Raw genomic sequence first — 17,790 nt, forward strand, 5'->3', positions numbered from 1 at the left:
GATGCTCGGCTTTCGCCGAGCATGACGTAGGAGTATGCGCGCCTGTCAAACCGCGGCGGGATCGATCCAGCCGATATTGCCGTCCTGCCGGCGATAAACGACGTTCAATTGCCCTGTCACGCTATTGCGGAACATCATGAGCGGCTGATCCGCCAGATCCATCCGCATGACCGCTTCACCAACGGTCAAATGCACAATCACCGCCGGATTCTCGGCGACCACGGTCGCGAAATGTCCCGTTGGGCCGGGCGGAGTTTCGGAGTCATCCTCCTGTTCCTCCTCCTGCTGATGAAGAATGTAATGCTGTGCATTCTCGGCTTCACTGGGCGTGTCCCGCTGCGCGCCGTCACGCGCATGCTCGTTCACGCGCCGCCGATAGCGCCTCAGTCGCTTAGCGATATGCTCAGCGGCATCATCAAACGCGGCATTCGCATCAGCCGCTTCGCCCTCGCCTCGTAAAGTGAGACCGCGGCCCGCATGCATATTGATGTCACAGGTAAAGAAACTGCGGGCACGGCTGAAAGTAACTTGGGCCTCCAAGGCAGAACCGAAATACTTTCGCGAGATCGTATCCAGCATCCCCGAGACGCGCTCACGCAATGCGTCTGAAAGATCGACCTGCTTGCCGGAAACGGTGATCTGCATTCTGTCCCCCGATGTTCTTGGCCAACGCTGCACGCACGGCATCATCGCCAAAGCCGGTTTCCCTAATATGAATCACTGGGCGTTCGCGGCGAGGAGTCAATGCCTTGGCTCAGGCGGCTGTCTTGTCCCGCTTTCGCTGGAGCGAGGCGGGAATGCGCAGCGCCTCACGATACTTGGCCACGGTCCGGCGGGCTATGTCTACGCCCTCCTGGCGCAGGATCGCCACAATCGCATCATCGGACAGAATATCAGCTTGGCTCTCAGCGCCGATCAGCGCCCGGATGCGATGACGTATCGCTTCAGCGCTGAAAATCTCGCCATCTGTTCCGGCAATTGCGTTGGTAAACAAGAATTTAAGTTCGAAAACGCCACGCGGCGTGGCGATAGATTTATTGGCCGTTACCCGGCTGACGGTGCTCTCATGCATGCTGATAGCATCGGCGATCTCCCGCAGCGTCAATGGCCGCAGATGCGAAGCGCCGTGACGCAAAAAGCCATCCTGTCGCCGCACCACCTCGGCCGTCACCTTCAGGATCGTCTGCGCCCGCTGGTGGAGAGACTTCACCAGCCAATTCGCATTCTGCAGCCGCTCAGACAAAAAAGCCCGATCCTCCGGTCCCGCACGTCCCAATACATGAGCATGGAGATCGTAATTGACGAGCACCCGCGGCAACGTCTCGCGATTAAGCTCAATATACCATCCGCCCTCGGCGACGGGGCGCAGAAGCACGTCCGGTATCAAGGGCTGTAGCGGGGTCCCTTCTTCCCGTGCGCCCGGCTTGGGATCGAGGCTCTTGAGTTCCGTGATCATCACGGCGAGCGCGCCCTGCGTGACGTGACAAAGAGTCGCCAGACGGGCGTGATCGCGCCGCGCCAGAAGATCGAGGTTATCGACCAGGCAAGCCATCGCCGGGTCGAGGCGCCGGCGGTCGATAAGCTGGGCGCGGAGGCATTCCCGCAGGTCGAGGGCGAAAAGCCCGACCGGATCGAATCCCATCATCCGCTCGCGCACGGCCTCGACACGCGCCAGAGGCACCACCAGCCCGTCGGCCACCTCGGCCGGCGTCACCGTCATGCGGCCGGCGCCATCCAGCGCGCCGATGAGCTGGGCACCGATCAGCCGATCGGTGTCGTCGGAAAAGCCGAGCCGGAGCTGTTGCGCCAGATGTTCCCGCAAGGACCACGGCGACTCAGCGCGGTCGCTCGCCTCCCATTGCCCATCGGAGACCCGGCTCTCGGTCCAATCCGCGCGCGACGAAACGGCACCCGCCGCTTCCTCGATCCGGTCGGCAACCGCTTCGGCGATCGGCTCAGCCCCGCCGTCCGCCTGAAACGCGCCCACCGCCGCCACCAGGTCGTCATTGGGCGCCACGCGCTCGGATAGTGCCTCTTCGCCGGGCTCGGCCGCTTCTTCCCGCTCCAGCAACGGATTGCGGTCAAGTTCCTCCTGCACGAAGTCGGCGAGTTCGAGGTTGGAATACTGCAGCAGCTTGATGGCTTGCCGGAGCTGCGGAGTCATCACCAGCGTCTGCGACTGGCGAAGCGATAGCTGTGGTCCGATCCTTGGTCCGAGCGCCATGGCTGTCAGGCTAGAACCTCCGCACCTGAGGGTGAGCCGGCAGACTACAGGCTGAAACGCTCTCCGAGATAGACTCGACGTACATCCTCGTGGCTCACGACTTCGGAGGGGCGTCCCTCCATCAGCACCTGCCCGTCATGCAGGATATAGGCCCGATCGATGATTTCGAGGGTCTCGCGCACGTTGTGATCGGTGATCAGCACCCCGATGCCGCGATGCTTGAGATGGGAAACCAGATCGCGGATTTCGCCCACCGCGATGGGGTCGATGCCCGCCAGCGGCTCGTCGAGCAGGATATAGCCTGGCCGCGTCGCCAGGGCCCGGGCGATCTCCACCCGCCGCCGCTCGCCGCCGGACAGCGCGAGCGAGGGCGTGCGGCGCAAATGCGCGATACCGAATTCGTTGAGAAGTCCGTCCAGCATGATCTGCTGCTTGTCGGCATCCGGCTCGCTGATCTCGATCACCGCCTTGATGTTCTGCTCGACATTGAGGCCGCGAAAGACGCTCGCCTCCTGCGGCAGGTAGCCGATCCCCAGGCGGGCGCGGCGATACATCGGCAGCGCTGTGATCGTGTTGCCGTCGAGCGTGATCTCGCCGCTGTCGGGGCGGACGAGGCCCATGATCATGTAGAAGGTCGTGGTCTTGCCGGCGCCATTGGGACCGAGCAGGCCCACCGCCTCGCCACGCTTGACGGTGAGCGACACGCCTTTGACCACTGGCCGCTGCTTGAAGCTTTTGCCGAGGCCTCGCGCGACGAGGCCGCTGCGGTTGACGGGCGCTACGGGGCCCGCGCGGGTTGGTTCTCTCATGCGCCCTCGTGTTGCGTCTTGGCGGCGGAGGTCAAGGCGCGGGATGGACCTTCGGCCGCTTTTCGGGTGCGGGCGCGGTTGTCGTCGCCTGGGCGGCCTGGTTGGGCATGATCAGCCCCTCCACCCGCGCGCCGGGATGCGCGAGCAGACGGGACACGCCGGTCTTCATATTGACCAGCGCCTCGGCGCCCGTCAGCTCGTTCTGGCCACGGGTGATGTGAACATTGCCCGCCAGACGAGCGATCCCGATCGAAGGCACGTAAACGCCGCGATCGCCCTGCACGATATCGGTCGCGGTCTGAACGACGACATGGCCGATCGCATCGACGCGCTTGAGCTTGCCCGAGGGATCGACGGGATCCGCCGCGTTCTGAGCGGTCGCCTTGCCCGCCGGGGCGGCCGCCTGGCCCGGCGCCGGTGTCGCATCGGTATAAGCAACCAGCACGTCGCCCGCGATGCGGCGGCCATCCTTGGTGACGACCACCGCGTTGCCCCGCGCCACCGCCATATGCTGGCTCGACCAGTATTCGAGGGAATCGCGCGAAGTGATCACGTAGTCAGCCGTCGCGAGCTTGAGGTGCGCGCCGGTCAGCACCAGCACCGCCTGGTCCATGTCATAGGCCGCATGGTCCCCGAAAGCCTGGTCCGTCGGCGTGTAGATATGGACGGCGCCCCGCGCCTCCAGCAGGTAGATCTCGTTTCCCCCTTCGCTGCCATCGCCGGGCAACCCAGTCGGAGCCGAGGGCGCGGCCGGCGCCGCAGCCGGCTTCTGGCCGGGTGCCGCCGGTTTCTTGCGGTAATGGGCGATAAGCTGGTCCGAGGTAATCGTCACATTGCCGCGCACCGCTTTCGCGGACTGATCGGCAATCACCTCTTGCTGCATCTGCCGCCACTCGATCCCGCCTTGCGAGGTGATGGAGATCGGACCGCCCTTCGAGAGGTTCAGCGCCTGCGCGGCGACAGGTGACGACACACCACCTCCGGCCGCGGCCGCCAGCAGCACGCCGAGGGCCACGGCGCCGCCTTGGCGCCTCATCCGTCTTATCGCTCGCAGGGAGGCCGGATTACGCGTGCTAGCGAAAGCCGGGTTCATGACCCCCCGTTCAGGACCAGCTTGGCCGGCCCTGTGAAGAAAATACGGGTCCCGTGGTCCGTCAGCGTAAAGCCCTTCGCGTCGAGCGTGCCGAAGGGGCCTTCCGCGCTGACCGGGTCCTGGCCCTTCGCGGTGTCGTTCTTCAGGTTCACGACGGCGGCATGGGTGCGCAGCGTGGTGCCGTCATCGCGATAAAGGGTCACGTGGTCGCTGAGGTCGAGATGCTGCACGTGGGTATGATAGAGCCCGGCGCGTGACTGAACCATAAGCCAGGCCCCGCCCTTCAGCGTGATGTCCCCGGCCGGCTGCGTCAGGGTCACGTGCTCCGCATCGTTCTGCACGGCCTGGGCGGCGGTCAAAGTGAAGGGACGGCCGGAATCGTCCACGCCCTGGTAATGCGCCTTGGTCATACTACCCTGGCTCGACGCCTCAGTGCCTGGCGCGATATGGTAGGAAATCCGAGCGGGATTGTGCCGGTTGCCGATCTCGGGCCACAGCACAACCAGGCTCAGCAGCGCCAGCGCGCCCACCGGCAGCAGGCGTTTCAGCCACACAACCAGGATGCGGCGACGCGCCAGCTTGTTCGCCGAGGGCAGCCGCCGTCCACGCCAATGCGGGCGATTCGCCTGGAGCGCCGTATCCGCGTCGGAGCGGCTCAGCAGACCCAGACGATCCGGAATGGCGCTCATGCAACCCCCGCACGCAAAAGATCATGGATATGGAGCAGCCCAACCGGGCGGCTCCCTGAATCGACCACGAAAAGGCTGGTGATCGGCGGCCCCTTCGCGTTCATCCGGTGCAAAGCCTCGACCGCCAGAAGATCGGGCGAGACGACACGCGGCGCCGCACGCATCACCTGTCCCACCGACTGCGTTAGTAGTCCAGGCCCCATGGCGCGGCGCAGGTCTCCGTCCGTGATGATGCCCGTTAGTACGCCATCGTCATCAACGACCCCGAGGCAGCCCACCGCCTTCTCGGTCATCACGAGCAGGGCGTCGGCCATGATCATCCCGGGCGGCGCCAAGGGCAGCGCATCGCCGTGCCGCATGAGTTCGCTGACCCGCTTGAGCTTCGCGCCCAGACGGCCGCCGGGGTGAAACTGGCGGTAGTCGGTGGCCGTAAACCCTCGCCGTGTCAGCAGCGCCACCGCGAGCGCATCGCCAAGTGCCAGCTGCATCGTGGTGCTGGTGGTCGGCGCCAACCCCATTGGGCAAGCCTCTTCCGTCTCGGGCAGCACCAGCACGACGTCGGCGGCCAGCGCCAGCGTGCTTTCGCCGCGCGCCGTCATGGCGATCAGGCTGAGCCCGAAGCGCCGGCTATGGGCCACCAGATCGGCGAGTTCGGCGGTCTCGCCCGAATTGGACAGTGCCAGCACCGCATCTCCCGGCAGGATCATGCCGAGATCGCCGTGGGAAGCCTCGCCGGGATGGACGAAATGGGCAGGCGTGCCGGTGGAGGCAAAGGTCGCCGCGATTTTCCGGGCGATATGCCCCGACTTGCCCATGCCGGTGACGATGACCCGCCCCTCGGCGCGGAACAGCAGCGACACAGCCCGGCCAAAACTACCGTCGAGCCCATGCGCCAGCGCTCCGAGGGCGTCCGCCTCGGTGGCGAGCACTCTCCGGGCGACCGCGAGGTCGTGGTCGGAAGCGAGGGTGGTCACGGCCGTCATGCCAGGTTCAGACTCATCCAGAAGGGTCTCGAGCTAGCCAAGCGGGGCCGGCGGAGCGGCAGCGCCAAAATGAAGCGGTGAAGAAATGCTTTCCGACTCGGCGGACGCGCGATCAACTTTCCGCACTGCATATTTCACGCTGGCGTTATAGTCATCCAAAAGCGGCAGCGACATGGCAAATTGGTAATCAGTCGTCTCGCGAGATACCGCCAAGGCGATCCCATGACGCAGGGTTGCGGAATCCGCAGCCTTCGCGGTCAGCACCGCGCTTTGCGGCGGTCGCCGCGCGGCTCATCCTAAGGACATGGGCCTGACTTTGCCGGTAGCCAAATCCTCCCCGAACGCACCCAGTTTTCGCGTCATCGCCCTCATTGTCGCGGTCGCGCTGTTCATGGAGCAGTTGGACGCGACGGTGATCTCGACGTCCTTGCCGGCAATGGCCCGCAGCTTCGATGTCAAGCTGCTGCACATGAGCGTGGCGCTTACCTCCTATCTGCTCAGCCTGGCCATTTTCATCCCGGCGAGCGGGGTCATCGCCGACCGTTTCGGCACCCGGCGCGTCTTCAACGGCGCCATCATCCTCTTCACTCTGGGCTCCATCCTCTGCGCCCAGGCGCCGAGCCTGTCGCTGCTGGTGGCCGCTCGGGTCATCCAGGGGGCGGGGGGCGCCATGATGATTCCGGTCGGCCGCCTCATCCTGCTGCGCGCGGTACCGAAGAAAGACATGGTCTCGGCGATGGCCTGGTTCCTGATCCCGGCGCTGATCGGGCCGGTGATCGGCCCGCCGCTCGGCGGCTTCATCACCACCTATCTGTCCTGGCGCTGGATCTTCTACATCAACATCCCGATCGGCGTGCTTGGCGCGATCCTGTCGACCCTATTGATCCCCGATATCCGCGAGGGCGGCGGCCTGCGGTTCGATCTGCCGGGTTTCCTGCTCTCCGGCGTCACCCTCGCCTGCCTCACCTTCGGCTTCACGCTGGCGACGCGCGGTTCTGACACGCGGGAGGGGATCCTCCTGCTACTCGGCGGCATCCTCGGCGGCGCAGCCTATATCCTCTACGCACGTCGCCGCTCCAACGCGATTCTGGATCTGCGGCTGATGCGGATTCAGACCTTCCGGGTCTCGACCATAGCCGGCTCCCTCTCGCGCATCACCTGGGGCGCGGTGCCGTTCCTGCTGCCGATGATGATGCAGCTCGGCTTCGGCTTCAGCGCCGCGCAAAGTGGCCTGATCACCTTCACCACGGCGGCCGGCGCGATGGTGATGAAATTCGTCGCCGGGCCAATTCTAAGGCGCTTCGGCTTTCGCAATACGCTGATCTGGAACCAGCTCCTCGCCACCGCCTGCATCGCCGCCTGCGCCACGTTCCAGCCTGGCACACCGATGCCGCTGATCTACGCGGTGCTTCTGGTTGGAGGCTTCTTCCAGTCGCTGCAATTCACCGCCTACAACACCATCGCCTATGCCGACCTGCGGCCCGAGCGCATGAGCGCCGCCACCGGCTTCTACACCGTCTTCCAGCAATTGATGCTCTCGCTGGGAATCTGCCTCGCCGCCGCGGCACTCTCCGCGACATCGAGCCTCGCCGGGCGGCATGTCCCGGACCTCGGCGACTTCCACATCGCCTTTCTCGTGGTCAGTGCGGTGTCGCTGCTCTCGGGGCCGTTCTGCGCCCGCTTGCCCGCCACCGCGGGTGCCGAAATGAGCGGGCACCGGGCCGCCTGAGAAGACTCTACAGCTCCCCCGAAACCGCCGCAAAGGCGCGGCGGCCCGTCAGAACGCGCCGATAGACCCGGTCATACTCCGCCGCCATCGCCGCTGTGTCGTAAGTGACGCCCTCGCCCTCCTGCCACCGGCGCACCTCCTTCCGGGCGCGCGTGAACTCCGCCGGCTTCGCCGCCAGACTCTGCAGCCGGGCGAGAAGCTCCGTCGCCGTGCTCTCCACCGGCATTAGCCAGCCGCCACCCTGCCGAGCAATGCGCTCCGCGACCGCGCCAATATCGAGCGCGAGCACCGGCAGACCACAGGCCCACATCTCGGTCAGCGTGTGACTCCAGGTCTCCGCCCAGATCGAGAAGATCGCGCCGAGATGCGGGCGGATCTCGGCCGCGCGGGCGGCGAATTCGTCACGCTGATAGCGACCATGCAGCACGACATTGGCGGAAGCACTGACAATCCCGGGATCGCCGAGGATATGGAATTCCACGCTGTCCCCAGCCATCGCCGCAAGCTCGTTCACCAGATGCGAGCCTTTGGCCGGCGAGAGATTGCCCGGCAACAACACCCGCAGCCGCTCGCCCTTGGCGGGGACGCTCGCGACATTGGCCATCGCCTCGAAGGACCGGCCGTGCGGGATAACGTCGAATCCCTTGGCCGCGACAGCCGGAAACGCATCTGAGACAATCCCCGCGGCCGATGCGGACGTCGTCACATAGGCGTCGCAAGCCGCGAGCGAGAGCCGCATCTTGTCGCGCCAGCGATGAACGAAGCGATGCTTGAGATGCGGCACCTCGGACGCCGGCCAAAGCTCCGCCTGGCAATAGCCATCGCCTTCCGTGCAGCGCCCGGCGCAGAAGCGGCGGTTCTCGTCGAGCAGTTTGACGGTGGGACAGACGGTGTAGAAGTCGTGGAAGGACATCACCACCGGCGCGCCGAAACGCTGCGCGACGCGCGGCAGGTCGATGCTATGCCAGCCCAGGTGGCGGATATGCACAAGCTCGATCGCGCGGCGCAGAAGAATGCCACCGACAAGCTCGTCGTAATCATGGGAGCGGTGGTCAGCCATCTTGATCGGCTGCGGCAGCTCCAATGTCTCGACAGGTCGCGCGAAACCGTCCTCCGCGCGATAGAGCAGCAACCTCTCCGCATCGCAACGCAGAAGCCAGGCGTCATAGCGATCCGCGAGCGCCGCCATGAGGTCACGATTGGTCTGCGGCGTGCCGCCCGTCTCGGTCGACACCACGAAGAGCACGCGCGGGCGGATCGATTCCCGCTTGAGCCGGGCGGCTCCCGCCTGCATCCGCCACCGCGCCGCCGCGATGAGCGGATCGCGCTTCATCGCATCCACCAGCGCGCCGTATTCCGGATAGCGCACATCCAGCGTTTCGCGCGCCCGCAGGATTAGCTCGCTCTGAGCCTCCTTGAAACTCGCGGAACGCTTGTGGAAGACCAGCGTGCGGTCATCCAACACGTGAGTCCAGCCGAGCCCCCGCGCACGCAGGCAAAGGTCGTTCTCCTCCCCATAACCACGTGGGAAAGCCGCCTCGTCGAAACCACCCGTCTCGTCCAGGCAATCACGCCGCAGATAGAGGCAGAAACCATGGCCAGTCGGCACCGTCGGATAGAACGGCCCGGCCCCCTGAGCCGCCAGCCGCGCGGCGGTTTCGATCGTGCCGCCCGCCAGCGCATTGTCGGTCCCCGAATGCGGAAAGGAGAAGATGCCCGCGTTGGTCGACATCGGCGTCGCCGAACCGTGCCTCGGGTGGCTGTAGGCCGCCGCGCGCAGCCCCTCCAGCCAGCGCGGTCCCACCGCCGTATCCGAATTGAGCAGCACGACATCGTCTCGCCCCGCCAGGGCAATGCCATGGTTGCAGCTACGGGTGAAACCGCGATTCTCCGCGCTGCGATGGATCTCGACCCCGGCTCGCCCTTCGTAGCGCGACAGCGCTTCCCTCACCGCCGGATCGGGGCTCGCATCGTCGAGCAGGATGAGACGCGCCGGCAGGGTGGTCCAGGCCACCAGGCTCTCCAGACACAGCGCCAGATCCTCGGCCGCGTTATAGATCGGCACGATGACCGCGATGCCCCGCGCGGCAAGGGACGGAATGAGATGCGGCACCAGCCCGCCACGCGACGCCTGCGGGACGAGTTCGGCCTCGACCACGCCACGCAACAGCTTGGCCGAGCCGAGCGGCCGGGCAGCTAGTTGCGTACGGCCACCCTCCGACGGCGTAAGACCAAGCGGCAGACGAAAACCGCCGATGGTTTGCGAAATCCGCTCTCGCTTCAGATCGATGCGCGCCCGATCCGCGCTCACCGTCGCGAGCGGCGTATTATCCGCGAGAATCTCGATGTCCAAGGCGAGATCGGGAAACTCTCGGGCCACGGCCCAGCCGTGCAGCCGGCTCTTGTCGATCTTCTCGACCCGACCCGAAACGGCCGGCGCCAGATCGGCATCCAGCGCGACCACCGCGCGGTCGTCGCAGATCAACTCGTAGCGATGACTGCCCCCGTCCAGCAGAAACAGGTTTGGTTCGCGCGCGGCGATCCTCGTCAGCAAGGCGCGGAGCGGCAGATGGAAGCCGAAGGGCTGTGTTCGGGCCGCCTCGAAGGGCAAGTCGCCGCGGGGCACGTCGAGTTTGAGCGGCACATCAAGCCAGCCGTCGAAACGCAGCACCGGCGCTTTGCCGGAAATCCGCAGCGCCGGATCGAAGATCCAGCCCCAAACACCGTCCAGGCCGACATGCTCGATCGTGCCGAGCGGTTCGAAGGGCGCATGGCGGACGGTGGCAAGCGAGAAGGCCAGCGGCGCCAGCCCATCGGCCGAGGTGGTGATCCCCGCTTCCGCCGGGAGTTCGCCGTCGACCGGTGCGACCAACTGGAACGCGCAGGCGCCAAGACCCGTCTCGGTGAGGTCCGGCCGCGTGTGATAAGCGCGAAGCGGCAGTTGCGCGCCGTCCCATAAAGTGACGACCGCGGCCGGCGGAGGCCTGACGCCGCCTGACTCCGCAAGCCAGCCCGTGAGAAGGACAAAACCCTCCCCGGTGAACACAGCGTCGAGATTGCCCTTCAGTTGCTTCACCCAACCGCAATATCTGTACGACTCGCCGTCCATTACCCGATCGGAACATTATTGTGCAAGTGCGAACTAAGCACCTAATGCTTTTTCGGGACGAGGCCCGGCCAGTGCAGCCGTGATTCCGCCTGTCTTCCGCCCTAATCAGTCGCTTGAATGATATCTTCGACCAAAAAAAGGACTACCCCCTGTGTCGCAGCGACTGATCGAGCCGATGCCGGATGGCGGGGTCGCTGCTGCGGAGGCTCTGGCAGGTGGCGCCTCGCCACCGGTTTTGCTGCCACAACGGCGGCGCCCAATCTCCGACACCCTCGCTATTCGCGCCCGAGAGCTTTGCACAGCTCATCCAATCCTCGTGACGGTTGTGTTGCTCGGCCTGTTTTCGCTGCTGCGACTTGCGCTCTATGTGCTGATCGCTGATGGCCACGGCGGCTTCGCCCACGCGATCTGCAAATATGACTGCTACTGGTACCAGGACACCGCGCGGCACGGCTACGACCTCACCTCACGCGGCGATACGGCCGGCAATACCGCCAACTGGGCCTTCTTCCCGCTTTACCCGATGCTGCTCGGCATCTTCGCGGCGCTGCGGCTGAGCGACGCGGCGCTGACCGCCGCCGGCGTGATGCTCTCGACCGCCTGCTTCATCGCCTTCGGCACCCTTGGCGCCCTCTACCTGCGCCACACCGCCACCGATCGCACGAAAGCCGAAGGCTTCGCGCCCCTCCTCGCCTGGCTCGGCTTTCTCACCCTCTGGCCCGGCACGCTGTATTTTTCGATGCCCTATTCCGAGGCGCTCTACGCGCTGCTGATGACGGCCTCGCTCTTCGCCCTCATTCGCCAGCGCCCGGTAGGCTCCGCGATCGGCTGCGCTCTGCTCGATGCCACGCGACCGACCGGCCTGCTAATGGTGCCGGTGATCGCCGTCGAGCGGCTGCGCATGCTCTGGGGCGCCTGGCACAGCGGCGCTTTGCGGCGCGACCCCATCGGCCACGCCGCCGCCCTCATTCTACCGCTGGCGATCGCACCACTCGGCCTCGTCGGCTTCGTCGCTTATCTCTATTGGCATGTCGGTGACGGCCTCGCCTTCGGGCATGTCCAGGCCGCCTGGCATCGGCATTCCCTCCCGCCCTGGGATTTCCTCTGGGAGGGTTTGGTGGCTCATGACTGGTCGCAGGTTTTCGCCTCGCCCGCCCATGAAAGCCTGTCGGTCGAGGCGGCGGTAGGCATCCTCGGTCTGGTGCTTGCGCTCCGCCAGGCACTGGTGGGTCGCTACGCCGAGGCCTGGCTGATCGGCGCCAGCATCCTGATGGCGAGCACGGCCGGCCTGCAATCCCTCCCGCGATTCCTGCTGACCAACCCGATCACGATCCTCGCGCTATTCCGCATCCTGCGCGGCAGTTTCTTGCCCCGCGTCTTCTGGGGAGTGACGGTGGCACTCGGCGCGTTTCAGCTTCTCATGATGCTAGGCTGGTACACGAATGCGCCGATCCTTTCTTAAATCCCCCAAGCGCCCGCTCGCCGCTGGCGCCTTGTGTCTCGGTCTCGCGCTGATGGGTGGGGAAGGCGCCGTCATGGCGGCGGCACTCTGGGCGCCGCAGGTCAGCCCGCAATACCGCGCAGTCTATATGACGCGCAGCCAAAGCTGCTGGCTGCCGCCGGAGGAACAGGCGGCGGCGCGTGCCGATCCGTATCTCGCGCAACGCTCCGGCACCCTGCGCATCGACCAGCTCGATCATCGCGAGACCTGCAGCCTGCTACCGGAAGGCTGGGCGCTCGGCACCCGCCGCACGCCCAATGGCCAGGTCTTCATTCGCACCGGGATGGCGCGGATCGTTCTTCCCGTGCAGCCCGGCCAAACCGCGGCGGAGCTTACGCTGGAAGGTTACGCACCGCCCCGCATCGCCAACCGCGTCTCATCCGTGGTTATTGAGCCTGAGGTGGATGGCGTCTCCGCTCTGCCCATCACTCTGCGCGTCGGCCAGAGGAGAGTGCTGACCCTGCCTTTGCCCGCCACCGGCCCTGACCGGCCGCGCCTCGTCACCATCACCCTACGCGCGCCTCAGCCCGAAGCGCTGCACGCCCTGAATATGAGTGACACGCCGCAATATTCCGGCGCGATGCTGTGGAGCATCGACCGCAGATAGCGGCGCCGCAGCACATGGGTCGAGTTCATGTCTGCTCGCGCCGCCGCACCTCGACGGTGCGGTGAACGCCGACATTCAACGCTTATTGCCGCGAAGCGGTCAGACTCAACCAATATCGATGAGAACGGCGCCATCCTCGACACGGACGGGATAGGTTCGCAGGTTCACGCAGACGGGCGCACCCTTCGCGTCACCGGTACGATAATCGAAGCGGCCGTTATGTTTCGGGCATTCGATGATGTTGCCCATCACCAGCCCATCCGCGAGATGCACCTTCTCGTGGGTGCAAAGCCCGTCCGTCGCGTAATATTCGTCGTCCTCGCTGCGATAGACGGCGAAGGTGCGTCCCGAATGGTCGAAGCGGATCACATCCTCCGCCTCGACATCATCGGTCTTGCAGGCTTCCACCCAGCTCTTCTCGGCCATTGGACCCGTTTTCCTCGTCTGTCTTGATGTCGGAGTTTAAGCAGCAATCGGCTGGGCGGTAAGTTCCTCAGCCGAACGAGCATTCGCCGGCAGGACGCGCACCACATGATATTCGGGGTCGTGACGCTGGCGGAGCACCGCCGGGATGATCTCCCGATAAGTCTCCAGCAGCCCATGATACGGCGGCGGCGTATCGCCCTTGATCGCGGCATGCAGCCTCGGCAGCGCGTGATAGGGAACCATCGGGAACATGTGGTGCTCCACATGGTAGTTCATGTTCCAATAAATGAAGCGGAAGATCGGATTCATATAGACCGTGCGGCAGTTCAGCCGGTGGTCGAGCACATCCTCCGCCAGCCCCGCATGCTGCGTCAGGCCGAAGACCAGGTAGAGCCAGGCGCCGTAGAAGGACGGCAGACCCACCAGCACCAGCGGCATCCAGCTATGCAGGACGAAGGACAGCGCGATCACGCCGAGAATGATGACGGCCCAGATCCGCGCCGTGCGGAACACCTTCGGCTGCTCCATCTCGGGAATATAGCCGCGCTCCTCAGGCGTCAGGTAGCCAAAGGTGTGGATCGCCACCTCGCGCAGCTCGTTGAGGCCGCTGTTGATGGCAAGAAAATTCGAGAGCAGGCTGAGCATTTTCGGCGGCCTCGGCACACCGATCTCCGGGTCGCGCCCGACGATGATCGTATCGGTGTGGTGGCGCGCGTGGCTCCAGCGCCAGCAGGTCGGCTCGCGCAGCACCATGAAAGAGGCCATCTGATAGATGACATCATTCATCCAGCGCGTCTTGAACGCCGTGCCGTGCCCGCATTCGTGCCAGCGGCTGTCGGAGGCCGAGCAATACAGGACGCCATAGACCGCGAAGAACGGCACCGCCCACCAGCTGCCCCAAAGGGCGATGCCGAGGCCGCCAAACACGGCCAGCGAAGCGAACCAGATCAGCGTGTCCCGGATGGCCGGGCCATCCTTGCGCTTCATCAGTTCCTTCATCTGCTTCCGCGCCACCGGCGAGGAATACCAGACGGCGGAGGCAAGCCCTGCCTCCACGGCGGCACGTCCCTGAGGCCCGGAAAGACTATAGTCGCGAACGACTGCAGACATCGGCTGCTCCCTCTGATCAGGCTCTATGAACCCGTTGCCGCAGCTTTAGCCTAACCCGGCCGAGGATCTCAACGCCTTGCGATAATTCCTAGCAAATTCTATCATGACCGCCTGCAAGCCGAATGAGAGAATGAGCATGGCGATAGCATGACGCAGCGAGCGACGATCAGCGATCTGGCACGCGCCGCGGGTGTCAGCGTCGCGACCGTGGATCGGGTGCTGAACCAGCGCCATCCGGTGCGGGAGGACACTGCCAACCGCGTGCTGCGCGCCGCCGAGTCCCTCGGCTTCCACGCCGCCGCCCTCATGCGCCGCCGGGTCGAGGGCGAGCTGCCCGTGCGCCGTCTCGGCTTCCTTCTCCAGCGACGCGCCACCAGCTTCTACCAGCAGCTCGCGCAGGCTCTGACTTCGGCCACCGAAGCGGCCTCCGCCATCCGGGGCCGGCCGATCGTTGCTTTCATGGAGGAACTTACCCCCAGCGCGGTTGCCGCCACGATGAAGGAACTCGGGCCAGGGGTTGATGCACTCTGCATTGTCGCCCTGGACCATCCACATGTCTCTGAGGCGGTGGCCTTGCTGCGCGAACGCGGCGTCCCCTGCTTCACCCTGCTCTCCGATGTCTCCGCTGAGGGCCGCGCCGGCTATATCGGCCTCGACGGCCGCAAAGTGGGGCGAACCGCCGCCTGGACCGTCGCGCGAACCGCGCGCCGCCCGGGCTCGGTGGGCGTCGTGCTCGGCAGCCATCGCTACCTCGGCCAGGAACTCGCCGAGATCAGCTTCCGCTCCTATTTCCGCGAGCATGCCCCGGCCTTCACGCTGCTGGAAACGATGATCAACCTGGAGGACCCGCATATTGCCCAGGAAGCGACCATCACCCTGCTGCGGCGCCACCCGGATCTCGTCGGCCTCTATGTCGGTGGCGGCGGGGTGGAGGGAGTGATCCAGGCGCTGCGCGACGCCCCGCCGGAACAGCGCCCGACCCTCGTCTGCAACGAGATGACCCCGGAAACCCGCGCCGCCCTCATCGACGATATCGCGACGCTGGTGCTCAACACGCCCGTAGGGCCTTTGGCCGCGCGATGCGTCGAGGCCATGGTAGCGGCGATTGGCGCGCCACTGCCTGCCTCGCCGAGCCAGATCCTCTTGCCCTTCGAGATATTCGTGTCCGAGAATATCCCCTGAACAACCCCTCGGCCGCCCCTTAACAGGATGCGGATCCCCGGCTGCGGAATGGGCAGCCCCACGCCTGTCTGCTAATCTGGCACTAACCCAAAACAACCGCACGGGAGTGAGCACATGCTCGATACGGTCACGACGCTGCCGCTGAAGGACAGCACGCTGCTACGGCAGGCCAACCTGCTCGACGGCAAATGGATCCAGGCCGACAGCGGCAAGACCATGGCGGTCACCAATCCGGCGACGGGCGCCGTCATCGGTCACGTTCCCGTCTGCGGCGCCGATGAGACGCGCCGCGCGATCGAGGCCGCGAACCGGGTGCAGCCCGCCTGGCGCAAGCTTCTCGCCAAGGAGCGCGCGGCGATCCTGCGCAGGCTCTTCAACCTTATGATGGAGAACCAGGAAGACCTGGCGACCATCATGACCGCCGAGCAGGGCAAGCCCCTCACCGAAAGCCGTGGCGAAATCGCCTATGCGGCGAGCTTCATCGAGTGGTTCGCTGAAGAGGGCAAGCGCATCTATGGCGACGTGATCCCCGAGACCGGCCCAGGCCGCCGCATCCTGGTGACCAAGGAGCCGATCGGCGTTTTCGCCGCCATCACGCCCTGGAACTTCCCGGCCGCGATGATCACCCGCAAGGCCGGTCCCGGCTGGGCCGCTGGTTGCACCGGCGTCATCCGCCCGGCGAGCGAGACGCCCTTCTCCGCCCTCGCCCTCGGCGTCCTGGCCGAGCGCGCCGGCATGCCCGCCGGCGTCTGCAACGTGCTGACGGGTGCGAGCCGCATCATGGGCGCGGAACTCACCTCCAACCCGCTGGTGCGCAAGCTCACCTTCACCGGCAGCACGGAAGTCGGCGCTCAGCTCCTCGCCCAATGCGCGCCCACCATCAAGAAGACCAGCATGGAACTCGGCGGCAATGCGCCGTTCATCGTGTTCGACGATGCCGATCTCGATGAGGCGGTAAAGGGCGCGATCATCTGCAAGTTCCGCAACACCGGACAGACCTGCGTCTGCGCGAACCGCATCATGGTGCAGGACAGCGTCTATGACGCCTTCGCTGCCAAGTTCAAAGTGGCGGTCGAGGCGCTGCAGGTCTCCGACGGCATGGTGGCCGGTGCAACCCAGGGCCCGCTCATCAACAAGGCCGCCGTCGAGAAGGTCCAGGAGCATATCGCCGACGCGGTGAGCCATGGCGCGACCATCGTGACCGGCGGCAAGCCGCATTCCTTGGGCCACACTTTCTTCCAGCCCACGGTGCTGGCGAATGTTCCACGTGAAGCAAAAATCTTCTCGGAGGAAACCTTTGGGCCAGTGGCGCCGCTGTTCCGCTTCAAGACCGAAGAGGAGGCGATCAGGCTCGCCAACGACACGGAGTTCGGTCTCGCGGCATATTTCTACGCGCGGGACGTCGGCCGCATCTTCCGCGTCTCCTCGGCACTGGAATACGGCATCGTCGGCATCAATGAGGGCGTCATCAGCACCGAGGTCGCGCCTTTCGGCGGCATGAAGTCCTCGGGCCTCGGCCGTGAGGGCAGCAAATACGGCATCGAAGACTACCTCGAAATCAAATACATCACCCTCGGCGGCCTCGGCGGCTAAGGGCTCCAGTGGCGACTCCCCTCCCCGCAAGGGAGGGGATGGGGGTGGGGAAGGCACCCACCGGCGTGGCTCTGGAGCGGAGTTTCTTGGTTTAGCCGTGCTCATCCCACCACGTCATGCTCGGCGAAGGCCGGGCATCCACGCCTTTCCTTGCGGGACGAAGGCAAGGCGTGGATGGCACGCCTTCGCGTGCCATGACGGATGTTTGGGTCGCGGTTCTGTATCAGATCAGCACAATCTGATCCTTCCTCCGAGGAGGGATCGGCTTACCCACAAACCAAAAAGGCCCACCGGTTTCCCGGGGGCCTTTCCATATCCACCAATCCGCGGAGCCGCGCCCCGCAGCGAAACCTTAGGCCGCGGCGGCCTTGCGGGCCTGGGCGCGCTCAAGACGGCGCTTGAGGATTTTCGCCTCAGGCGTCAGCTGGCGCGAGGCCGTGGTCAGCAGGAAGTTGTCGATGCCGCCATTGTGCTCAATCGTGCGGATACCGTTCGTGGTCACCCGCAGGCTGATCGGCGCGCCGAGAATATCGGACATCATCGAGGTGTCTTGCAGATTTGGCAGGAACCGGCGACGCGTCTTGTTATTCGCATGGCTGACATTGTTGCCAGATTGCACAGTCTTGCCAGTGATCTCGCAGCGACGGGACATCAGAAACCTCAAAACAACAATCGGGGCGCGTGCGTGCTTAAATCTCACGCCCGCCACCCGGGAGAGGCGGGCTTATCGCCAAA

16 protein-coding genes are annotated in these 17,790 nt (G+C 65.2%); 5 read left to right on the plus strand and 11 right to left on the minus strand.

Annotation, left to right across the window (positions count from 1 at the left end):
- Positions 1 to 45: 45 nt before the first annotated feature.
- The 7 genes from hpf to GSQ83_RS00500 all read right to left on the minus strand — a co-directional run bounded on the left by hpf (position 46) and on the right by GSQ83_RS00500 (position 6,062).
- Positions 46 to 645, minus strand: a complete 600-nt coding sequence (gene hpf, locus GSQ83_RS00470; protein WP_158800763.1) for a ribosome hibernation-promoting factor, HPF/YfiA family — start codon at positions 643 to 645, stop codon at positions 46 to 48.
- Positions 646 to 754: 109 nt separating this feature from the next.
- Positions 755 to 2,224 (minus strand): RNA polymerase factor sigma-54, encoded by a 1,470-nt coding sequence (gene rpoN / locus GSQ83_RS00475; protein WP_158800764.1) that lies wholly within the window; start codon positions 2,222 to 2,224, stop codon positions 755 to 757.
- A 44-nt stretch (positions 2,225 to 2,268) separates the two neighbouring features.
- Positions 2,269 to 3,033 (minus strand): LPS export ABC transporter ATP-binding protein, encoded by a 765-nt coding sequence (gene lptB, locus GSQ83_RS00480; protein WP_158800765.1) that lies wholly within the window; start codon positions 3,031 to 3,033, stop codon positions 2,269 to 2,271.
- Between the two features lie 31 nt (positions 3,034 to 3,064).
- The gene (locus GSQ83_RS00485) at positions 3,065 to 4,069 is read right to left on the minus strand and encodes an LptA/OstA family protein (protein ID WP_158800766.1); all 1,005 of its coding nucleotides are present in this window, start codon (positions 4,067 to 4,069) and stop codon (positions 3,065 to 3,067) included.
- 53 nt (positions 4,070 to 4,122) lie between these two features.
- Positions 4,123 to 4,815 carry an LPS export ABC transporter periplasmic protein LptC gene (gene lptC / locus GSQ83_RS00490; RefSeq protein WP_158800767.1) on the minus strand — a complete coding sequence of 231 codons (693 nt, stop codon included), beginning with the start codon at positions 4,813 to 4,815 and terminating at the stop codon, positions 4,123 to 4,125.
- Complete coding sequence (locus GSQ83_RS00495; protein ID WP_158800768.1) at positions 4,812 to 5,798, minus strand: SIS domain-containing protein; 987 nt, start codon at positions 5,796 to 5,798, stop codon at positions 4,812 to 4,814. Before GSQ83_RS00495 ends, lptC begins: the two co-directional genes overlap by 4 nt.
- A gap of 33 nt (positions 5,799 to 5,831) precedes the next feature.
- Positions 5,832 to 6,062 (minus strand): hypothetical protein, encoded by a 231-nt coding sequence (locus GSQ83_RS00500; protein WP_158800769.1) that lies wholly within the window; start codon positions 6,060 to 6,062, stop codon positions 5,832 to 5,834.
- A gap of 40 nt (positions 6,063 to 6,102) precedes the next feature.
- Here GSQ83_RS00500 and GSQ83_RS00505 point away from each other — a divergent pair, with 40 nt between their 5' ends.
- The gene (locus GSQ83_RS00505; RefSeq protein ID WP_158800770.1) at positions 6,103 to 7,527 is read left to right on the plus strand and encodes a DHA2 family efflux MFS transporter permease subunit; all 1,425 of its coding nucleotides are present in this window, start codon (positions 6,103 to 6,105) and stop codon (positions 7,525 to 7,527) included.
- 7 nt (positions 7,528 to 7,534) lie between these two features.
- On the opposite strand, the gene GSQ83_RS00510 is transcribed toward GSQ83_RS00505, so the two are convergent.
- Positions 7,535 to 10,636, minus strand: a complete 3,102-nt coding sequence (locus GSQ83_RS00510; protein ID WP_158800771.1) for a glycosyltransferase — start codon at positions 10,634 to 10,636, stop codon at positions 7,535 to 7,537.
- 151 nt (positions 10,637 to 10,787) lie between these two features.
- On the opposite strand from GSQ83_RS00510, the gene GSQ83_RS00515 reads away from it, so the two are divergent.
- The gene (locus GSQ83_RS00515) at positions 10,788 to 12,098 is read left to right on the plus strand and encodes a mannosyltransferase family protein (protein ID WP_158800772.1); all 1,311 of its coding nucleotides are present in this window, start codon (positions 10,788 to 10,790) and stop codon (positions 12,096 to 12,098) included.
- Positions 12,079 to 12,744 (plus strand): hypothetical protein, encoded by a 666-nt coding sequence (locus tag GSQ83_RS00520; protein WP_158800773.1) that lies wholly within the window; start codon positions 12,079 to 12,081, stop codon positions 12,742 to 12,744. The genes GSQ83_RS00515 and GSQ83_RS00520 overlap by 20 nt, the downstream gene beginning before the upstream one ends.
- A 105-nt stretch (positions 12,745 to 12,849) precedes the next feature.
- On the opposite strand, the gene GSQ83_RS00525 is transcribed toward GSQ83_RS00520, so the two are convergent.
- Together GSQ83_RS00525 and GSQ83_RS00530 are read right to left on the minus strand one after the other, a co-directional pair.
- On the minus strand, positions 12,850 to 13,170 hold the full coding sequence (locus GSQ83_RS00525; RefSeq protein ID WP_158800774.1) for a MocE family 2Fe-2S type ferredoxin: 321 nt from the start codon (positions 13,168 to 13,170) through the stop codon (positions 12,850 to 12,852).
- Positions 13,171 to 13,206: 36 nt separating this feature from the next.
- A complete protein-coding gene (locus tag GSQ83_RS00530; protein ID WP_158800775.1) occupies positions 13,207 to 14,280 on the minus strand; it encodes a fatty acid desaturase family protein in 1,074 nt (357 codons plus the stop codon).
- Positions 14,281 to 14,427: 147 nt separating this feature from the next.
- On the opposite strand from GSQ83_RS00530, the gene GSQ83_RS00535 reads away from it, so the two are divergent.
- Both GSQ83_RS00535 and GSQ83_RS00540 read left to right on the plus strand, forming a co-directional pair.
- Positions 14,428 to 15,462, plus strand: coding sequence for a LacI family DNA-binding transcriptional regulator (locus GSQ83_RS00535; RefSeq protein WP_158800776.1), 1,035 nt, complete (start codon positions 14,428 to 14,430; stop codon positions 15,460 to 15,462).
- 114 nt (positions 15,463 to 15,576) lie between these two features.
- On the plus strand, positions 15,577 to 17,055 hold the full coding sequence (locus GSQ83_RS00540; protein ID WP_158800777.1) for an NAD-dependent succinate-semialdehyde dehydrogenase: 1,479 nt from the start codon (positions 15,577 to 15,579) through the stop codon (positions 17,053 to 17,055).
- A gap of 352 nt (positions 17,056 to 17,407) precedes the next feature.
- Here GSQ83_RS00540 and rpmB read toward each other — a convergent pair whose 3' ends face one another.
- The gene (rpmB, locus tag GSQ83_RS00545; protein ID WP_158800778.1) at positions 17,408 to 17,707 is read right to left on the minus strand and encodes a 50S ribosomal protein L28; all 300 of its coding nucleotides are present in this window, start codon (positions 17,705 to 17,707) and stop codon (positions 17,408 to 17,410) included.
- Positions 17,708 to 17,790 lie beyond the last annotated feature (83 nt).

This window comes from Acidisoma sp. L85 (genome assembly GCF_009765865.1).
Taxonomy (GTDB): Bacteria; Pseudomonadota; Alphaproteobacteria; order Acetobacterales; family Acetobacteraceae; genus Acidisoma.